A 16,907-nucleotide genomic window follows, 5' to 3' on the forward strand; every position below is an offset into this window, starting at 1 on the left:
CTTGCGATCAGGCGACGCGCGCCTCGATCGCCTTCGGCGCATTTACCGCCTCGGCGCTGATCGAAATCCGGCGCGGCTTCATCGCTTCCGGAATGTTGCGAAGAAGCTCGATATGCAGCAGGCCATTCTTCAGCGAGGCGCTCTGCACTTCCACATGGTCGGCAAGCTGGAAGCGGCGCTCGAAGGCGCGCTTGGCGATGCCGCGATAGAGGAATTCGCTCTGCTCGGCCTTGTCTTCCTCGGCCTTCTCGCCCTTCACCGTCAGCACATGGGCATGGGCCTCGATCGAAAGCTCGGTCTCATCGAAACCGGCAACCGCCATGGTGATGCGATAGGTGGTCTCGCCGGTGCGCTCGATGTTGTAGGGCGGATAGGTCTGCGCCTGGTCCGGCTGGCCGAGGCCGTCCAGCATGGTGAACAGGCGGTCGAAGCCGACGGTCGAGCGGTAGAGGGGGGAAAAATCAACGTGACGCATGGTGTCCTCCTTGAAGCGACGTTTTGCGGTTTTCTTATCCGGCACCCCATGAGAGGCGGAGACGGAAAGGAATGCGATCCCGTGACTGGCGATCACGCGATTCAGATGGGAACCTTGGCTTTTGGATTCAAGTCCAACCGGCAGCCTCCGCGTCGTCCTCGCGATGAATTGAACGTGAACACCGGGTTCAGGGGCGGTTCAAGGCCTGGCGGTTAGAAAGGAAGCATCGGATGCCTCGCAACCGATGGCCGGAAGACATCGTCCCTTCCCTTCCGGCCAGTCTTTGCCGGAACCGCCCGTCGTCCCCCTTCAAGCGGTTCCGGCTTTTTTCTTTGACCTTGCCGGGTCTTCCTCCTATCCCATAGTCGGAAAACGGCGGTTGCGCCGGCGCACGATTCGGCGAATGCGAGCATGGACCCCATCCTTTACGCCACCCCCGGCAACCCGATCCCAGGAAACCCGACAGTCGGTTTTCTCACCGGCCATCGCGGCATCAAGCTGCGCTATGCGGTGTTTCGCTCCGAGGCGCCGGTCGCCAAGGGCACCGTGGTTCTGCTGCACGGCCGCAACGAGGCCATCGAGAAATATTTCGAGACGATCCGCGACCTCAACCAGCGGGGGCTGTGGGTCGCGACCTTCGATTTTCGCGGCCAGGGCGGCTCCGAACGGCTGCTGAAGAACTCCCGCAAGGGGCATGTCCACCGCTTTTCGGATTATGTGCGCGATCTGGAGATCTTCCTCGAACAGATCGTCCTGCCCGATACCCGCCTGCCATTCTTCCTGCTGGCGCATTCCACAGGCGGGCTGATTGCGCTTTCCGCCGCGCCGCGTCTGGCGAACCGCATCGAGCGCATGGTGCTTTCGGCGCCTTTCGTCGGCCTCGGCGGACAGAAGCTGTCGCCGAACAACATCCACCGCCTGGCGACGCTCGCCACCTTCACCGGCTTTGGGCGGATCTGCCTGACCTCGGACGATCCGACCAAGCCCTATGACGACAATCCGCTGACCTCCGACCCGCTGCGCTACCAGCGCAATGTCGAAATCCTGAAAGCCCATCCGCATCTGGCGCTCGGCCCGCCGACCGCCCGCTGGCTCTACGAGGCGCAGGAAACGATAAGGCAGGTCTCGTCGCCGAAGCATCTCGCCTCGATCACCGTGCCGACGGTGATCATCGCGCCCGGCAAGGATCCGATCGTTCCCTACCGCTATCCGGAAAAGCTGTCGCAATATTTCCGCGCCGGACAACTCGTGCCGGTGCCGGGCGCGCTGCACGAAATCCTGCATGAACGCGACCGCTATCGCGCCCAGGCGCTGGCCGCCTTCGACGCCTTCATCCCCGGCGGCGACCCGCAGCCGGAGACAGGCGAGACGACTGCAACGCCGATCTTCTCGGAAAACTGAAGGCTTAAGCCGCGTTCAGCATTTCGAGCGCTTCGGCATGCAGCGAGGCGCTGCCAGCCGCTATGATGCGCCCCCCGGCCTCGGGACGTCCGCCCTCCCAGGTCGTCATCACGCCGCCCGCCTGCTCGATCAGCGGGATCAGCGCGCCGACGTCATAGGGCTTCAGCACCGTTTCGATGACGATATCGACATGGCCGGCCGCCAGCAGCGCATAGGCATAGCAGTCGATTCCGTAGCGGAACAGCTTGACCCTATCCTGCACCGCCTGGAACTGCGCCACTTCCGCGCCCTTGAACAGGTGCGGCGAGGTGGTGAAGAGAATGGCGTTGTCCATGCCGCCGCAGTCACGCGTGTGAATCTGCCGCTCGCCATCGGGACCGCTATACCAGGACCGTTCGCCATCGGCGAAATAGCGCTCGCCGGTGAACGGCTGGTCCATCATGCCCATGACCGAGCGGCCCTTTTCCTGGAAACCGATCAACGTGCCCCAGACCGGAACCCCGGAGATGAAGGCACGTGTGCCGTCGATCGGATCGATCACCCAGACATGATCGCGGTCCGTGCCGATATCCTCATGCTCCTCGCCGAGGATGCCGTGTTCGGGATACTCCGCCTCGATCAGGGCGCGAATCGCCGCCTCCGCCGCCTGATCGCCCTCCGTGACGGGATCAAAGCCGCCCTTCTCCTTGTTGACGACGCTGAGCGGAGAGCGGAAGCGCGGCAGGGTTTCGGCCTTGGCGGCATCGGCGAGACGATTGAAGAAGCTGCGGTCGGGACGCATCGGCATTTCCGCTCGTTGAAGGGATCGGGATAGCGGTTTCATAAAGCAGTTTCGCCGATTTGCAATCGCGGCCAGGACAGGCCGCCCCTCAAAATCTGCACAAAAAAGCGCCTCGCTTAAAAAAGTGTCTTTTACGGCTTGACGATTGTGCGTCGCAGCAATAATATTCTCCCGCAGTCTCCGGACTGTAAATACCCTCCTTGGGTGTTTCCTCCCTAGACTTAGCCGCGCCCATGGCGCGGTTTTTTTTGCGCGCCAGGCGCGCCTATTCAGCGGCGAGTGCCGTATCGCCGGCATAATCGGCAACGAATTCAGCCATTTGCTGCATGAACACGGCGATCGATCCGGCGAGCGCGCCGAAATCGCCGCGCTTTGCAAGGGTCGTCTCGTCGACGTAGAGCGCGCGGTTGACCTCGATCTGAACGGCATGCAGGCCGCGCGCCGGCCGGCCATAATGTTCGGTGATGAAGCCGCCGGCATAGGGCTTGTTGCGCACCGCAACAAAGCCCAGTCCCTCGAGAAACTCCAATGCCGCCTGGGACAGTTCGGCGGACGCGCTGGTGCCATAGCGATCGCCGATGATGAAGTCGGGGCGGATGCCGCTGCCGGCGATGCGGATATTGCCCGGCATGGAGTGGCAATCGACCAGCACGCCGAAACCGAAGCGGGCATGGGTGCGCGCGATCAGCTTGCGAAGGCAGGCGTGATAGGGCTTGTAGACCGTCTCGATGCGCTCCAGCGCCTCGGCGACCGGCAGCCGCTTCGCATAGATCTCCGTGTTCTCCGCGACAATGCGGGGAATGGTACCGAGCCCGCCGGCCACGCGCACGGAATTGATATTGGCAAAGGACGGAACGGGGTCAAAGAACATGCGCGGGTCGAGCTCATAGGGCTCGCGATTGACATCGACGAAGGCGCGCGGAAAATGAGCCAGCAACAATGGAGCGCCGAAATCGGGCGCGGCGCCGAACAGTTCCTCGACATAATGATCCTCGGACCGGCGGATCGCCAGGCCGTCGAGTCGCGACTGGTCGAGGAAGCGGGCGGGGTAGCGTCGCCCGCTATGGGGCGAGTTGTAGACGAAGGGGATCGACTGCGTTTGCGGTTCGCGCACCTCGAACAGCTCGAATTCGCCTGTCATCCCGTTCACGCCGCCTCTTTTTTACCAAGTCACAACCTTCTTGCGTCGTTCATGTTGCCAGTTGCCCCCGCGAAAGTCCATATTGGGTCAAATGGCGCTCGAGCCCGCAAAACCGGTTCTTCACCGGATGTTTACTCCACAAGAGGAAACTAAAAAGCCCGAAAGCCTCCCCTGGAAATGAGTGAGTAGCGGACTTCCATGATTCAGAAAATTCTTCTCGCCGAAGACGACAACGATATGCGCCGGTTCCTGGTCAAGGCGCTCGAGAAGGCGGGATACAAGGTATCTTCCTTCGACAATGGTGCCAGCGCCTATGACCGTCTCCGCGAAGAGCCCTTCTCGCTGCTGCTGACCGACATCGTCATGCCGGAGATGGACGGCATCGAACTGGCGCGCCGCGCAACCGAACTCGATCCGGACCTCAAGGTGATGTTCATCACCGGCTTTGCCGCCGTCGCGCTCAACGCCGATTCGAAGGCACCGAAGGACGCAAAGGTCCTTTCCAAGCCTTTCCACCTGCGCGACCTCGTCAACGAGGTCAACAAACTCCTTGCCGCGTAAGGGCTTTCGCGGGCGGCCTTAAAAACTCGTCACAAAACCGAAAAATCCCTATTGACGGGGCCGAGGGTTTTGTGGTCTTAAGCCGCCATCGGATGGGCGTGTAGCTCAGCGGGAGAGCACTACGTTGACATCGTAGGGGTCACAGGTTCAATCCCTGTCACGCCCACCATCCTAATTCAAACAAGGGCTTGGCGAGAAATCGCCGAGCCCTTGTCGCATCCGCGAACAGGCGGGTTCGGACAGGAACGCCCCCCTCACGCCTCCACCTTGAACACCTCGTCCCCCACCCAGACGATGACATAGCCGCCGATCGCACCGACTTGCGCCGCCCAAACCTGCAACTGGCTGCGATAGGGCGCCTCCGTCCAGGCCCGCGGATGGCGTGGATCGACCAGCACGGTCAACTGGTCCCCCTGGCGATAGACCATCATGTGACTGAGGACGGGATCCCATTCGGGCCCCAAGGTAACGTCGGTTCGCCACGCGCAGAGAAAGTCACGACAGGTCGCCGGTCGCGCCGCATAGGCACCGCAGCCCCGGTCGCGAAGGCAATGGCGACAGAGCGTGTTGGCCGGCTTGTCGAGCTCGTCTATGTCCGGCAGGTCACAACACAAGGTGCAGGTTCGGCAGGAACGCTCGGGGAGCGGGATTGCCGAAGTGTCGGGCATGGAAACCTTTGTCGTCATGCCTCCTTGATATCACACGGAAACCGGCCCCCAACACGCAAAAAAGCCGCCGGCTCGTCATGGACCGGCGGCTTTGGTTTGAACACCCTTCGGGCACAGGCCCGCCCGCGCCATGACGCGGCCCGGCCCTTACGGTCATGCCTCGGCTGGCGGCATGGCGCCGCGCAAGGACTTTTCCGAAATCTCGATGATCGGCTTGGCGGCAGTAACCGCGTCGAGCGGCACGCTCCAGTTCTCCAGCGGTCCGAGGGAGGCTGCCGGCATGGTCGCGGATGTCCCGGCCTGCCGGTCCGTCCGCGCCACGTCGAGCTGGCCCGTCAGGATGGCGATCTCCGAGCGCAACTGGCGGATTTCCGCCTTGGCCACTTCCGCGCTCGAGCGATACTGACGGATCTCTTCCAGGTCGGCGCGATTGCGCTGGTCGAAATCGCGCTTCATCGTCTCGGCATCGCGATCGCGCTTGCCGCGCATGTTTTCCGAATCGCGCAGCCGCATGGTCAGTTCGCTGACCTGCAGCGAGAGATCACGGCGGGTCGATTCGTTTTCGGCCTGCGCTGCGCGCGCCTCGGCGAGTTCCTGCGACAGGCGATCGGCACGAAGCGTCGAGGTTGCCAGCTCCGCCTTCGTCTGCTTCAGCTCCGAACGGCTCGCCTGCAACTCGTCCTCGACCATCTTGAGGCGCCCGCGCGCCGTCACCAGCAGCTTCTCGACCAGGTCGGCCTTGGAATTGATCGCCTCATGGCGGGTGGAAAGCTGCGACATCTCCACCGCCATGGCACTCTGGCGCGTATCGAGGTCGGATTGAAGGCGCTTCAGTTTTTCCTCGGTGAAGGAAAGCTCCTGGCGAAGCGTGGTCACCTCGCTGACCAGATTGCGCGACAGATTCTCCTGGTGCGCAAGGCCATTCTTGAGCTGGCCCTTCTCCTCTGTCAGGCGCGCGACTTCGCGAGCCTGGGCATCAGCCTCGCGTCGCGAGGTCTCGCTCAGCACATGATGCTGCGTCCGCTCGGTCTCGTATTTCTCGCGCATCATGGCGAAATCGCGGTTGCGCTGTTCGAGGTCGTGATGCGCCCGCTTCAAAAGGGCCGCCGTCTCGTCATACTGACGGATGCGTTCATCGAGCTCGCGCGAGGCATCGCGCAGCCGCGTCTCGACCACGGAGAGATCCTGCGCATTGGCCTCGTAGAGTGCCTGCAATTTGACCAGTTTCTCGCGATTGTCCTCGATCTCGCTCCGCATCAGCGTGTTCTCGGCCTTGAGATCCTTGCACTCGGAAGCAAGCCGCTGGCTCTCGATGTCGAGCTTCTTGCGGGCATTGCTTTCATAGTCGAGCAGCGAGGCGATCCGCGCGCGCTCCGTGCGCAGCGCGGCAAGTTCGGCCAGCGCTTCGTTATGCGCGGTCAGCAGAGAGGAGACGCGCTCCTGCAGGAAACCGAAGCCGGACAGGAGATGCTCCGAGGACATCTGGCTTTCCTCGACGACCGACCCGAAGGCCTGGCATTCTCCGAACTCGCCTTTGGGCTGCAAGGAAGATGTCGCCAAAGCGGCGGATGCGGTGCCATTTCCAAGGCTCGAAGCCGGGCGCGTGCCGGTCTCCGACCTGCCCTGATCCTCGGTGCGGCGAAAAAAGCTCATAACCATTCTGTTCCCCAATCCAACCCCGTCGGCTTCATCGAAAATGTCTAAAATATTGTTTTAGAAACAACTTTTAATCGCCAATTGCCGATGCAAACACCACGACGGGAAGATCAGGCATGTTTGGATTTGCGTCAAAGCAAAGTTAGGACGCTTCCGGCAGCCCGGCCGCGATTCCAACAACTTTCTTTCTCATGTGACGGTTTGACGACGCGGCGCGCCGCTCGATCTGTACCAGAATGCTACTGTCGATGGCATCCGGGGCGGCACGGCCGCCACGGACCCACAGCTTAGCGAAGCGCAACCGTGCGCCGCGCCTCGGCAACCGATTCGCGAACCGCCCGCGACAGGGTCGTTACGATCTCGCCGAGTTCGTCTTCGCTGGCATTGTAGGGCGGCGCGAGGATCACGGTGTCGCCGGCCGTGCCGCCCACATTGCCGGTGCAGGGATAGCAGATCAGGCCGGCCTCGAAGGCCCGCCGACCGATCGCCGCATGCAGGCTGGCATAGGCGGGGAACGGCTCCTTGGTGATCGGATCGCTGACCAGTTCCAGCCCGATGAAGAAGCCCCTGCCCCGCACGTCGCCAAGCTCGCCGACATCGGCGAGCGCCGAGCGCAGTTCCTGCTGAAGGATGGCGCCGCGATCGAGGACCCGTTCGAGCAGGCGGTCGCGCGTGACGATCTTCTGCACGGCGACGCCGGCGGCACAGGCGGCGGTATGGCCGGTGAAGGTATGCCCGGTCATCGCCCCGCCATGCGCGGCCATCAGCACTTCATGCACCTTGTCGCTGTAGAGCGCTGCCCCAAGCGGCTGGTAACCGGCGGCGAGACCCTTGGCCACGCTCATGATGTCCGGAAAGATGCCGTCATGCTCGAGCGCCCGCCAGGTGCCGGTGCGACCTGAGCCACACATGACCTCGTCACCGATCAGAAGCACCCCGTACTTGTCGCACACCGCGCGGATCGCCTTGGCATAGCCCTCCGGCGCCGGCACGACACCGCCGGCGGCTCCGACCACCGGCTCGAAGATGAAGGCCGCGACCTTGTCCGGCCCGATCTCCAGGATCTTGTCTTCCAGTTCCTTGGCAAGATGCGCGACCAGGCCCTCGGCGGTGACGCCCTCCGGCGGCCGGTAGGCATTGGCGGCGGACACGAAGGCGACGTCGAGCAGGCTGCCCTCGAAGGCATCGCGCCGGGTCTTGAAGTGCGAGACCGACAGCGCGCCGAGCGTATTTCCATGCCAGGAGCGCTCGCGCGCGATGAAGCGGCGGCGGCTCTTCTCGCCCCGGGCCGTGTGATACTGGAGCGCGATCTTCAGGCAGGATTCGACCGCTTCCGAACCGCTCGACACATAGATGATGTTGGGGAAATGCCCGCCGGTATTCTGCGTGATGATCTCGGTGAGTTCCTCAACCGCATCCGAGGTGAAGAGATAGCGATAGGCGTGCGCAATGCGGTCGAGCTGCTGCTTGACCGCCTCCGTCACTTCCGGATGCGCATGTCCGAGGCAATAGACCGCCGGGCCGCCCGAACCGTCGAGATAGCGCTTGCCGGTGACGTCGTAGAGATAGCTGCCACGGCCATAGTCGATCTTGGGCAGGGACTGCACACCGTAGCTGCTGCCGGTGCTGGTGATTTTCGAACGGGACATCGGGGCTCTCTCTCGGATTGCGCGGACGACTTGAAGTGGCGGGGCGCCGGCGCGCACGCCGGCCTTTGACGACGCGATGATACCGCGGCCGCGATCAGAGGCAAGAGAAATTAAACGAGTGTTCAGTTTTGTTTTTCGTTGCTTATCGCCGATTGCCTTGCGAGCATGGAATCGGTCCATTGTTCGCACAGGCCGATCGCCTCCTCCGACGAGAAGGTCCGCGGATTGAGGCACCATTCGAGCCATAGGCCGTCATGAATGGCGACCAGCCCGATCGCCGCGAGTCTCAGATCCGGCATCGGCCGGCCGGACGCTTCCCACACGGCCGCCAGCAGGGTTTCAAGCAACCGCCGGTATTCCGCATAGGTGCGATCGTGCACCTCCGTCATGATCGTCGAATGATCGATCATGCCCCAGAACACCACCCAGGTTCTGAGCGTGCTGCGCTCCAGCACCGGCGCCGACAGCGAGGCGCGGAAATAGGCGCTGAGGCGTGCCCGAGGGTCCGCCCCCGCCGCTTCGACCTTGTCGCGGATATTGGCGAGCAGGCCGAGCGACAGCGTCTCGTAGGCATGGCCGACGAGTTCGTCCTTGCTGGCATAGTGATGGTTGATGAGGCCGACGGAAATTCCGGCCTCCTGACTGATCTTGCGGATCGACAGCCCCGCATGGCCCTCGCGGGCGAGGCAGGCGAGCGTCGCCTCGATCAGCGCCCGGCGACGCTCCTCCGGCAGTTTCCGTTCGAACTTTCCAAGCTCGCCCATTTGAAGGCTCCTCGCCGCCGATCAAGACCTATTCGGCGGCCCCGATGGTGATCGACACCGGCTGCAAGCCGTCGATCTCCCCGAAAATCCGGTCACCGGGCTGGAGTGGACCAACGCCCGCAGGCGTTCCGGTGTAGATGAGGTCGCCGGGGCCGAGATGATAGAAGCGCGAAAGGTGACTGATCAACTCCGGCACCGACCAGACGAGGTCGCGGAGATGTGCATCCTGTCGGATTTCGTCATTGACGGAAAGCCGGATGCGCTGCGGTCCGATCTCGCCGAATTCGGCGGCCTTGGTGATCTGTGCGATCGGCGCGGATTGCTCGAACGCCTTGCCCAGCGACCAGGGCCTTTGATTGGCCCGCTCGGCAAGCTGGAGATCGCGGCGCGTCATGTCGAGGCCCGCGGCATAGCCGTAAATGGCCTTGGACGCATCCTCGACGCTAACCCGGAAAGCCGGCGCACCGATCGCCACCACCAGTTCCATCTCGTAGTGGAAATTGGATGTGCCGGGCGGATAGGGAATTTCGCTGCCGCTTTCGACGATCGCAGATGCCGGCTTGGTGAAGTAGAACGGCGTTTCGCGATCGACCTCATAGCCCATTTCGGCGGCGTGTTCGGCGTAGTTTCGACCGACGCCGAAAATGCGGTGGACCGGATAGCCGGCAGTCTCGCCCCGAACGGGAACGAGCGGTGCGGTCGGAATATCGAAAAGCGTCTTCATCGGATAACTCGCGTTTGCATTGGATCTTGCGGCATGTCTGCCGCTGCGGCGCGCCCAACATAGAGCAGCTAAGCCCGTGGATCGCCAGTATCGGCAAGCGAGCGCACATGAAAAAATGTCGATTACACGGCGTGCCTACGCACTGGAACATACGGCTCCGCCCATTGACCACGGACGCGCCGAAGGACGCAATCGCGTCCCTATCTCTTTTTTGTTGGCGCGATAAGCGCTAGAGAAAAGCATGAATTTGCGGGGGGAACGCAATCGTGATGCTCGAAATCTATGAAATGCCCGGCCATCTGGTTCGTCGGCTGAACCAGGCTTCGGTTTCCGTCTTCATGGACGAAACCGCCAAAAAGGGTTTCGACCTGACGCCGGTCCAATATGCGGCGCTCAGCGCCATAGAGGCAAAACCGGGACTGGACCAGGCGACGTTGGCGAGCCGCATCGCCTATGACCGCGTGACCATCGGCGGGGTCGTCGACCGACTGGTACAAAAGGAATTGGTGCGCCGCGAGACCAATCCGAGCGATCGAAGGGCCCGCAATCTCTACGTCACGGAGAAAGGCACGCAGGCGCTCGCCGAGATACGCCCGATCGTCAACGAGGTGCAGACCATCCTCCTGGAAGGACTGGATGCTGACGAGCGCCGGGAATTCGTAAGGCTCTTGCAAAAGGCCTGCGAGGCGGTCAACGACCGCAGCCGCGCGCCGCTGCGGGTAACCTGACGCGCTTCGCCCGCCGCAGGGCCATTCACGGCACCAGAACGGCCGCCCCCTGGAACCGGCCCGCCCTCAGATCCGCGAGCGCCTCGTTGGCGCGTTCCAGTGGATAGACCGCCGTCGTGGTGGTCACCCCGGCCCGCGGCGCCAGTTCGAGGAATTCGACAGCGTCGGCGCGTGTCAGGTTGGCGACCGAGAGAATCTGTCGCTCGCCCCACAGGATCGCATAGGGAAACTGCGGGATGTCGCTCATGTGGATGCCGCCGCAGACGACGCGGCCGCCCTTGGCGACGGCCCTGAGCGCCGCTGGCACGAGCGCGCCTACCGGCGCAAAGATGATCGCGGCGTCCAGCAGAACCGGCGGGCTTTCTTCCGATCCCCCGGTCCAGACGGCGCCGAGAGAACGGGCCAGCGCCTGCGCCGCCTCATCCCCGGCCCGCGTGAAGGCATAGACCTCGCGGCCCTCAAAGACGCAGACCTGCGCGATGATGTGGGCCGCCGCGCCGAAACCGTAGATGCCGATCCGCTTTCCTTCACCCGCCATCTTCAGCGACCGCCAGCCGATCAGCCCGGCGCACATCAGGGGCGCCGCCGCGACCGGATCGGAGAAGCCGTCGAGCGGAAAGGCGAAACCGGCATCCGCCACCACATGGCTGGCAAAGCCGCCGTCGCGGGTGTAGCCGGTGAAGCCGGGATTGTCGCAGAGGTTCTCCCGTCCGCTCTCGCAATAGCTGCAGCAGCCGCAGGTATGGCCGAGCCACGGAATGCCGACGCGTCGCCCGGGCTTGAGATCGACGCCCTCCCCGCAGCTGTCGACGATGCCGACGATCTCGTGCCCCGGGATGAGGGGCAGCTTCGGCTCTGTCAGGTCGCCGTCAACCACGTGCAGGTCTGTGCGGCAAACGGCGCAGGCCTCGACCCGAACGACGATCTCGCCCGGACCGGCAACCGGATCGGGCCGCTCTTCCAGCCTCAAGGGCTGGCGCGGCGCATGCAGCACCATGGCTCTCATATCGTCAGTCTCCCGGCCCGGTCGCGCATGGCGGCTCGCAATCCGATGGTATATGCTGGATCAGCCTTCATGACGCCGTGATCGGAATCAAGTTCTTTTCGCCGATCGCCAAGCCGAACCCGGATGCCCCCATGTCCTCCTCCCCTGTTCCCTTCTCCTTCGAAGCACCGGAAAAACGAGCCTATTGGAGCCGGCCGCAGGCGGATCTTCTGGCCGAGCTGCAAACCTCGCCCGGTGGCTTGACCGGCGAGGAGGCCGAGGCGCGCCTGAAGAGCGTCGGCGCCAACGTCTTTCGCGAGGAAGGCCGCTGGTCGGGCTTCAGGATCTTCCTGTCGCAGTTCGAAAGTCCGCTCGTGCTGATCCTCGTGGCCGCGGCGGCCATTTCGATCGCCGTCGGCGAGTGGAAGGAGGCGACGATCATCACCATCGTCATCCTCGCCAGTTCGCTGCTGAGCTTCTACCAGGAATATTCCGCCTCGCTGGCGGTGCAGAAGCTGAAGGAACGCATCGCCTTCAAGGTCAAGGTCTGGCGCGACGGCCAAATGCGCCAGCTGGCGGCCAGCGCGCTGGTGCCCGGCGACGTGATCGAGGTGGCGGCGGGCGACCTCATTCCCGCCGACTCCGTGGTGATCGAGGCGACCGATCTGCATGTCAGCCAGTCGGCGCTGACTGGCGAGACCTATCCGGTGGAAAAGCGCGCCGGCGAGATCCCGGCCGAGACAACGCTTGCGAACCGCACCAACGTGCTCTTCACCGGATCTTCGGTCCGCAGCGGCATCGGCCGCGCGGTCGTGGTCGAGACAGGCTCTGCGACGGAATACGGCACGATCGCCGGCCATCTCAGGCTTGAGCCGCCGGAAACCGATTTCGCCCGCGGCATCCGCCGCTTCGGCTACCTGATGACCCGCATCACGCTGATCATGGTGGTGGTCATCTTTGCCGGAAACCTCCTTCTCAACCGGCCGCTGATCGATTCCCTGCTGTTTGCCCTGGCGATCGCCGTCGGCCTGACACCGGAACTGCTGCCGGCCATCGTCAGCGTCACCCTGTCGAACGGCGCCCGGCGCATGGCCGACGGCGGCGTGATCGTGCGGCGCCTCGCCTCGATCGAGAACCTCGGCAGCATGAACCTGTTGTGCACCGACAAGACCGGCACGCTGACGGAGGGCGTGGTCCGGCTCGAGCGCGCCGAAGGGCCGCTTGGCACGCCGCGCGCCGACCTCATGCGGCTCGCCGCGCTCAATGCCCGCCTGCAGAACGGCATGGCCAATCCGCTCGACGATGCGATCGCGGCGGCAGCGACCGCTCAGGGCATCGATACGGCGGCGGTCCGCAAGGTCGCGGAAATCCCCTATGACTTCCTGCGCAAGCGGCTGTCGGTGATCGTCGAGGCGAGCGATGCCACCAGCCATCTGCTGATCGCCAAGGGCGCACTGGCCAATATCCTCGACATATGCGCGACGGTGCAGGACGGGGATGAGGTGCAAACGCTCGATGCGGAAAGCCGGGCAGCGATCGAAAGCCGTTTCGCTGCCTGGGGCGACGAGGGATACCGCGTCCTTGGTCTTGCCGTCCGCCACTTTGAAACGCCAGCCGAACGCTACGATCGCGACAGCGAACAGGATTTGACCTTCGCCGGCTTCCTGCTGTTCAGCGACCCGCCGAAACCGGGCATCATCGAAACGCTTTCGGCGCTGGCCAAGCGCGGCGTCGGCGTCAAGGTGATCACCGGGGACAACCGTTTTGTCGCCGCCCATCTGGCCCGCTCCGTCGGATTGAAGGCCGACCACATCCTGACCGGCGAAGAACTGGCGCGCACATCCGACGAGGCGCTGGCCGCGCTCGCCGGCCACACCGACCTGTTCGTCGAGATCGACCCCAACCAGAAGCAGCGCATCATCGCGGCGCTGCGCAAGCGCGGCAATGTCGTCGGCTATCTCGGCGACGGCATCAACGATGCGCCGGCGCTCCATGAGGCCGATATTGGCATTTCGGTCGAAGGGGCCGCCGATGTCGCCCAACAGGCGGCCGACATGGTTCTGGTGGACAAGAACCTCGACGTGCTGCTCGACGGCATCGACAACGGCCGGCGAACCTTCGCCAACACGCTGAAATACATCTCGACCACGACCAGCGCGAATTTCGGCAACATGATCAGTATGTCGGTCGCCTCGTTCATCCTGCCGTTCCAGCCGTTGCTCGCCAAGCAGATCCTGCTCAACAACTTCCTCTCCGACATCCCCTCGCTGGCGATTGCCAGCGACAATGTCGACGAGGATGCGGTCATCCGCCCGCAAAGCTGGAACATCGCCTATGTCCAGCGCTTCATGGTCGTCTTCGGCCTGATCAGTACGGTGTTCGACATGCTGACCTTCGGGTTCCTGATCTTGGTCGCGAGGGAGACCGCCGCCATCTTCCAGACCGCCTGGTTCATCGAATCGGTCATCACCGAACTCGCCATCGTGCTGGTGATCCGCACCTCTAAGCCTTTCTGGAAAAGCAGGCCGGGCCGCTGGCTTGTGCTATCGACCGTGGCGGTGATGGTGCTGGCTCTGGCAGTTCCGTACCTGCCTGGCGCCGACTGGTTCGGCTTCGTGCCGCTGCCGCCGCAGGTGCTCGCCGGGCTGGGCGTCATCACGCTCCTCTATCTGCTGGTGTCGGAGATCGCCAAACATTGGTTCTTCGCGCACGAACACGACCGCTTCCTGCCGAACCGGCGGAGCCGGGCCGAGCGCCCGGTGAGAACCGTGCGCCACCGGCAATAACGGCTGGCGGGTGGATCAGCAGCGCTGAGACAGCCGGCACCCGGCATCGGCCCACAGACCGGCCCGCCGCCGCATCGCGTCCTGCTCCACGGCGACCAGCCCCGCATCCCGCGCCGCGCGCACATAGCCCGAAGCGACCAGCGTCTCAGCAATCCGGTATTGTCCGATCCGGCAGTCAATCATCCGCGTGTCCAAAACGATCGGCCAGGACCGGCATTCGAGATAGCGACGGTTGATCAGGCTTTTCAGGAAGGCCCTGGACTGGCTGCCGCAAGCCCGGATGCTGCCGTCGTCAGCGTGGCAGATGCGCTTCGGATCGGGCGCCACGACATCGGCGATGATGAAGATAATCCCGTCTTGTCGGAAAGAGCCGCCATCGAAGGCCTGGGCCTGCGGCTTGATGCGGAACTTCGTGACGAAGGGATCAATCAGCCCCGGAATACGCTCGTACGCTTGTCCCTCCCGATCGACCCTGACCGGGCGGTCGGTCCAGATCGGATCCTGGGAGCCGGCATACGGAAGGTCTTTCGCCACGACGTCGTGGGCGACAGAGACCGAGAGCAGGGCGAGGAAGACGACTATCCGGTGAATGTCGACCCTCCCGGCCGGGGCGTGCGCCGCGGTGAAATATCGCTGGCCTTAAGGGAAGTAGAAAGGGCACCGGAGAATTTGCGGTCAAGCAGTGACGAAATGCAATTTATCATTAACGCCATCACTCCAAGCTTGCCAGCCGAATACCCGGTCAAGGACATCACGATTCCGCGCAAATGACCATGCTCTCCACCACTGCCGTTTGCAGATATCCGCTGAAAGGCGGCCGAAATTCTCCGACCGTGGATTCGTCGGCCATCGGCGCGGGCTTGGAGTTTGCGCCAAAAAATGCAACAACGCCGCCATCCAGGCGTTAGAACCATGGCCGAAGCCACGCGCGATCGAGGCACGACCTTTGTTCATGGTCCGGTCCTCATCATCGCCGCCCATCGTCCGCCAAACCGAAAGGCAAAGCAGAACATGACCGAGAAGATCGTACCCGTCATCATGGCGGGAGGAAAAGGTACCCGCCTGTGGCCGCTGTCGCGCGCCACCGCAGCCAAGCAGTTCATCCGCTTCATCGGCGACAAGACGCTCTTCCAGGGCACCCTCGACCGTGTCGCCGACCATGACCTCTACGAGCCGGCAGTGGTGATCACCAATGAAGAATTCCGTTTTCTTGTCGCCGAGCAGGCCCGCGAAATGGATGCCAAGCTCTCTGGCATCGTGCTGGAGCCGGAAGCGCGCAACACGGCGGCCGCCGTTGCCGTCGCCGCCCTGATCGTCGCCGATCTCTACGGCAGCGACACGCTGCTGCAGGTCCTGCCGTCCGACCATGACATCGCCACCGACGACCGCTACCGCAGCTGCGTCGACGCGGCTGCCACTGCCGCCCGCGCCGGCAAGATCGTCACCTTCGGCATCACCCCGACCGAGCCGGCCACCGGCTATGGATATATCGAGATGGGCGAGCCGCTGACCGCCGGTGCCAACGCCGTCAAGCGTTTCGTCGAAAAGCCGAAGGCCGAGGACGCCGAGAAAATGCTCGCCGCCGGCAACTATTTCTGGAATTCCGGCATGTTCGTCTTCTCTGCCGGCCAGATCCTTTCCGAACTCCGCCTGCTCGCGCCAGACGTGCTGGCCGCGGCGGAGAAATCGGTGCGCGTCGCCACCAAGGACCTGGACTTCACCCGTCTCGATGCCGAAGCCTTCGCCGAAAGCCCGAGCATCTCGATCGACTATGCGGTGATGGAAAAGACATCCAATGCCGCCGTCGTGCCCTCGCCGATCAGCTGGTCCGATCTCGGCAGCTGGGACGCCGTGTGGAAGCTCGGCAATGCCGATCCGGACGGCAATGTCGTCAGCGGCAATGCCACGCTGGTCAACACCCGCAATTCTCTGGTCATGTCCCGCAACAGCCATCTCGCCGTTCAGGGCATGGATGGCGTGGCCGTGATTGCCAGCGAGGATGCCGTATATGTCGGCCGGCTCGACGACAGCCAGCAGGTCGGCAACCTCGTCAAGTTGCTGGCCGCCGACAAGAAGACCGCGACGCTCACCGAGAACCACCCGACCTCGCTGCGCCCCTGGGGCGGCTATACCTCGGTGTTGAACGGCGAGCGCTTCCAGGTCAAGCGGCTCTTCGTCCATCCCGGCAAGAAGCTGTCCCTGCAGAAGCATCACCATCGCTCGGAACACTGGATCTGCGTCAAGGGCGCGGCCGAAGTAACAATCGACGACAAGGTGACCATGCTGCACGAGAACCAGTCGATCTATATCCCGCAAGGGGCGGTCCACCGCCTCGGCAATCCCGGCAAGATCCTGCTGGAACTGATTGAGATCCAGACCGGTTCGTATCTCGGAGAGGACGACATCATCCGCCTGGTCGACGAGTTCGGCCGGAGCTGACCGTCTGGGCTTTGCCCGACGCGAGCTGAACACACATTCCAACCCGCGAAACCATCCTTGCGGGTTGGCGCAATCCCTTCGCCAGTACAGAACGCACAGGCGATGCGCTCCCACAGGCAGGGCTGTGTGCCCTTGCTTTATGACGCTGC

Annotated in this window: 16 protein-coding genes and 1 tRNA gene; 6 read left to right on the forward strand and 11 right to left on the reverse strand. The window is 63.3% G+C overall.

Features of this window, described 5'->3' with window-relative positions; all coding sequences use genetic code 11:
- Positions 1-7 precede the first annotated feature (7 nt).
- Positions 8-475: an Hsp20 family protein gene (locus RHIZ70P_RS07315; RefSeq protein WP_115669732.1), complete on the reverse strand. Its 468-nt coding sequence runs from the start codon at positions 473-475 to the stop codon at positions 8-10.
- A gap of 411 nt (positions 476-886) precedes the next feature.
- Here RHIZ70P_RS07315 and RHIZ70P_RS07320 point away from each other — a divergent pair, with 411 nt between their 5' ends.
- A complete protein-coding gene (locus RHIZ70P_RS07320; protein WP_115669733.1) occupies positions 887-1,876 on the forward strand; it encodes an alpha/beta fold hydrolase in 990 nt (329 codons plus the stop codon).
- A gap of 4 nt (positions 1,877-1,880) precedes the next feature.
- Here the strand turns inward: RHIZ70P_RS07320 and hisN are convergent, their stop codons facing one another.
- Positions 1,881-2,657, reverse strand: a complete 777-nt coding sequence (gene hisN, locus RHIZ70P_RS07325) for a histidinol-phosphatase (protein WP_115669967.1) — start codon at positions 2,655-2,657, stop codon at positions 1,881-1,883.
- A gap of 265 nt (positions 2,658-2,922) precedes the next feature.
- On the reverse strand, positions 2,923-3,798 hold the full coding sequence (locus tag RHIZ70P_RS07330; protein WP_115669734.1) for an N-formylglutamate amidohydrolase: 876 nt from the start codon (positions 3,796-3,798) through the stop codon (positions 2,923-2,925).
- Positions 3,799-3,996: 198 nt separating this feature from the next.
- Here RHIZ70P_RS07330 and cpdR1 point away from each other — a divergent pair, with 198 nt between their 5' ends.
- Together cpdR1 and RHIZ70P_RS07340 are read left to right on the forward strand one after the other, a co-directional pair.
- Positions 3,997-4,359, forward strand: coding sequence for a response regulator CpdR1 (cpdR1, locus tag RHIZ70P_RS07335; RefSeq protein ID WP_115669735.1), 363 nt, complete (start codon positions 3,997-3,999; stop codon positions 4,357-4,359).
- 94 nt (positions 4,360-4,453) lie between these two features.
- Positions 4,454-4,528, forward strand: a tRNA-Val gene (locus tag RHIZ70P_RS07340).
- An 85-nt stretch (positions 4,529-4,613) separates the two neighbouring features.
- Here the strand turns inward: RHIZ70P_RS07340 and RHIZ70P_RS07345 are convergent.
- The 5 genes from RHIZ70P_RS07345 to RHIZ70P_RS07365 form a co-directional block, all read right to left on the reverse strand.
- On the reverse strand, positions 4,614-5,045 hold the full coding sequence (locus RHIZ70P_RS07345) for a hypothetical protein (RefSeq protein ID WP_235842171.1): 432 nt from the start codon (positions 5,043-5,045) through the stop codon (positions 4,614-4,616).
- Between the two features lie 135 nt (positions 5,046-5,180).
- Entirely contained in the window at positions 5,181-6,509 is a 1,329-nt protein-coding gene (locus tag RHIZ70P_RS07350; RefSeq protein ID WP_235842172.1) for a hypothetical protein, read from the reverse strand.
- 461 nt (positions 6,510-6,970) lie between these two features.
- Positions 6,971-8,332, reverse strand: a complete 1,362-nt coding sequence (locus RHIZ70P_RS07355) for an aspartate aminotransferase family protein (protein ID WP_115669737.1) — start codon at positions 8,330-8,332, stop codon at positions 6,971-6,973.
- Between the two features lie 122 nt (positions 8,333-8,454).
- Positions 8,455-9,096, reverse strand: coding sequence for a TetR family transcriptional regulator C-terminal domain-containing protein (locus RHIZ70P_RS07360; protein ID WP_115669738.1), 642 nt, complete (start codon positions 9,094-9,096; stop codon positions 8,455-8,457).
- 28 nt (positions 9,097-9,124) lie between these two features.
- On the reverse strand, positions 9,125-9,820 hold the full coding sequence (locus tag RHIZ70P_RS07365) for a fumarylacetoacetate hydrolase family protein (protein WP_115669739.1): 696 nt from the start codon (positions 9,818-9,820) through the stop codon (positions 9,125-9,127).
- A 269-nt stretch (positions 9,821-10,089) separates the two neighbouring features.
- On the opposite strand from RHIZ70P_RS07365, the gene RHIZ70P_RS07370 reads away from it, so the two are divergent.
- On the forward strand, positions 10,090-10,548 hold the full coding sequence (locus tag RHIZ70P_RS07370) for a MarR family winged helix-turn-helix transcriptional regulator (protein ID WP_115669740.1): 459 nt from the start codon (positions 10,090-10,092) through the stop codon (positions 10,546-10,548).
- Between the two features lie 25 nt (positions 10,549-10,573).
- Here RHIZ70P_RS07370 and RHIZ70P_RS07375 read toward each other — a convergent pair whose 3' ends face one another.
- A complete protein-coding gene (locus RHIZ70P_RS07375) occupies positions 10,574-11,554 on the reverse strand; it encodes a zinc-dependent alcohol dehydrogenase family protein (RefSeq protein ID WP_115669741.1) in 981 nt (326 codons plus the stop codon).
- A 131-nt stretch (positions 11,555-11,685) separates the two neighbouring features.
- Between RHIZ70P_RS07375 and mgtA the strand changes: the two genes are divergently transcribed.
- Positions 11,686-14,319: a magnesium-translocating P-type ATPase gene (gene mgtA / locus RHIZ70P_RS07380; protein WP_115669969.1), complete on the forward strand. Its 2,634-nt coding sequence runs from the start codon at positions 11,686-11,688 to the stop codon at positions 14,317-14,319.
- Between the two features lie 15 nt (positions 14,320-14,334).
- Here the strand turns inward: mgtA and RHIZ70P_RS07385 are convergent, their stop codons facing one another.
- On the reverse strand, positions 14,335-14,853 hold the full coding sequence (locus RHIZ70P_RS07385) for a hypothetical protein (RefSeq protein WP_115669742.1): 519 nt from the start codon (positions 14,851-14,853) through the stop codon (positions 14,335-14,337).
- Positions 14,854-14,994: 141 nt separating this feature from the next.
- On the reverse strand, positions 14,995-15,273 hold the full coding sequence (locus tag RHIZ70P_RS22750; protein WP_147293972.1) for a hypothetical protein: 279 nt from the start codon (positions 15,271-15,273) through the stop codon (positions 14,995-14,997).
- Positions 15,274-15,330: 57 nt separating this feature from the next.
- On the opposite strand from RHIZ70P_RS22750, the gene RHIZ70P_RS07395 reads away from it, so the two are divergent.
- Entirely contained in the window at positions 15,331-16,758 is a 1,428-nt protein-coding gene (locus RHIZ70P_RS07395; RefSeq protein WP_115669970.1) for a mannose-1-phosphate guanylyltransferase/mannose-6-phosphate isomerase, read from the forward strand.
- Positions 16,759-16,907: the final 149 nt, after the last annotated feature.

The sequence above is a fragment of the Paenirhizobium selenitireducens ATCC BAA-1503 genome (assembly GCF_900492185.1).
Lineage (GTDB): Bacteria > Pseudomonadota > Alphaproteobacteria > Rhizobiales > Rhizobiaceae > Allorhizobium > Allorhizobium selenitireducens_A.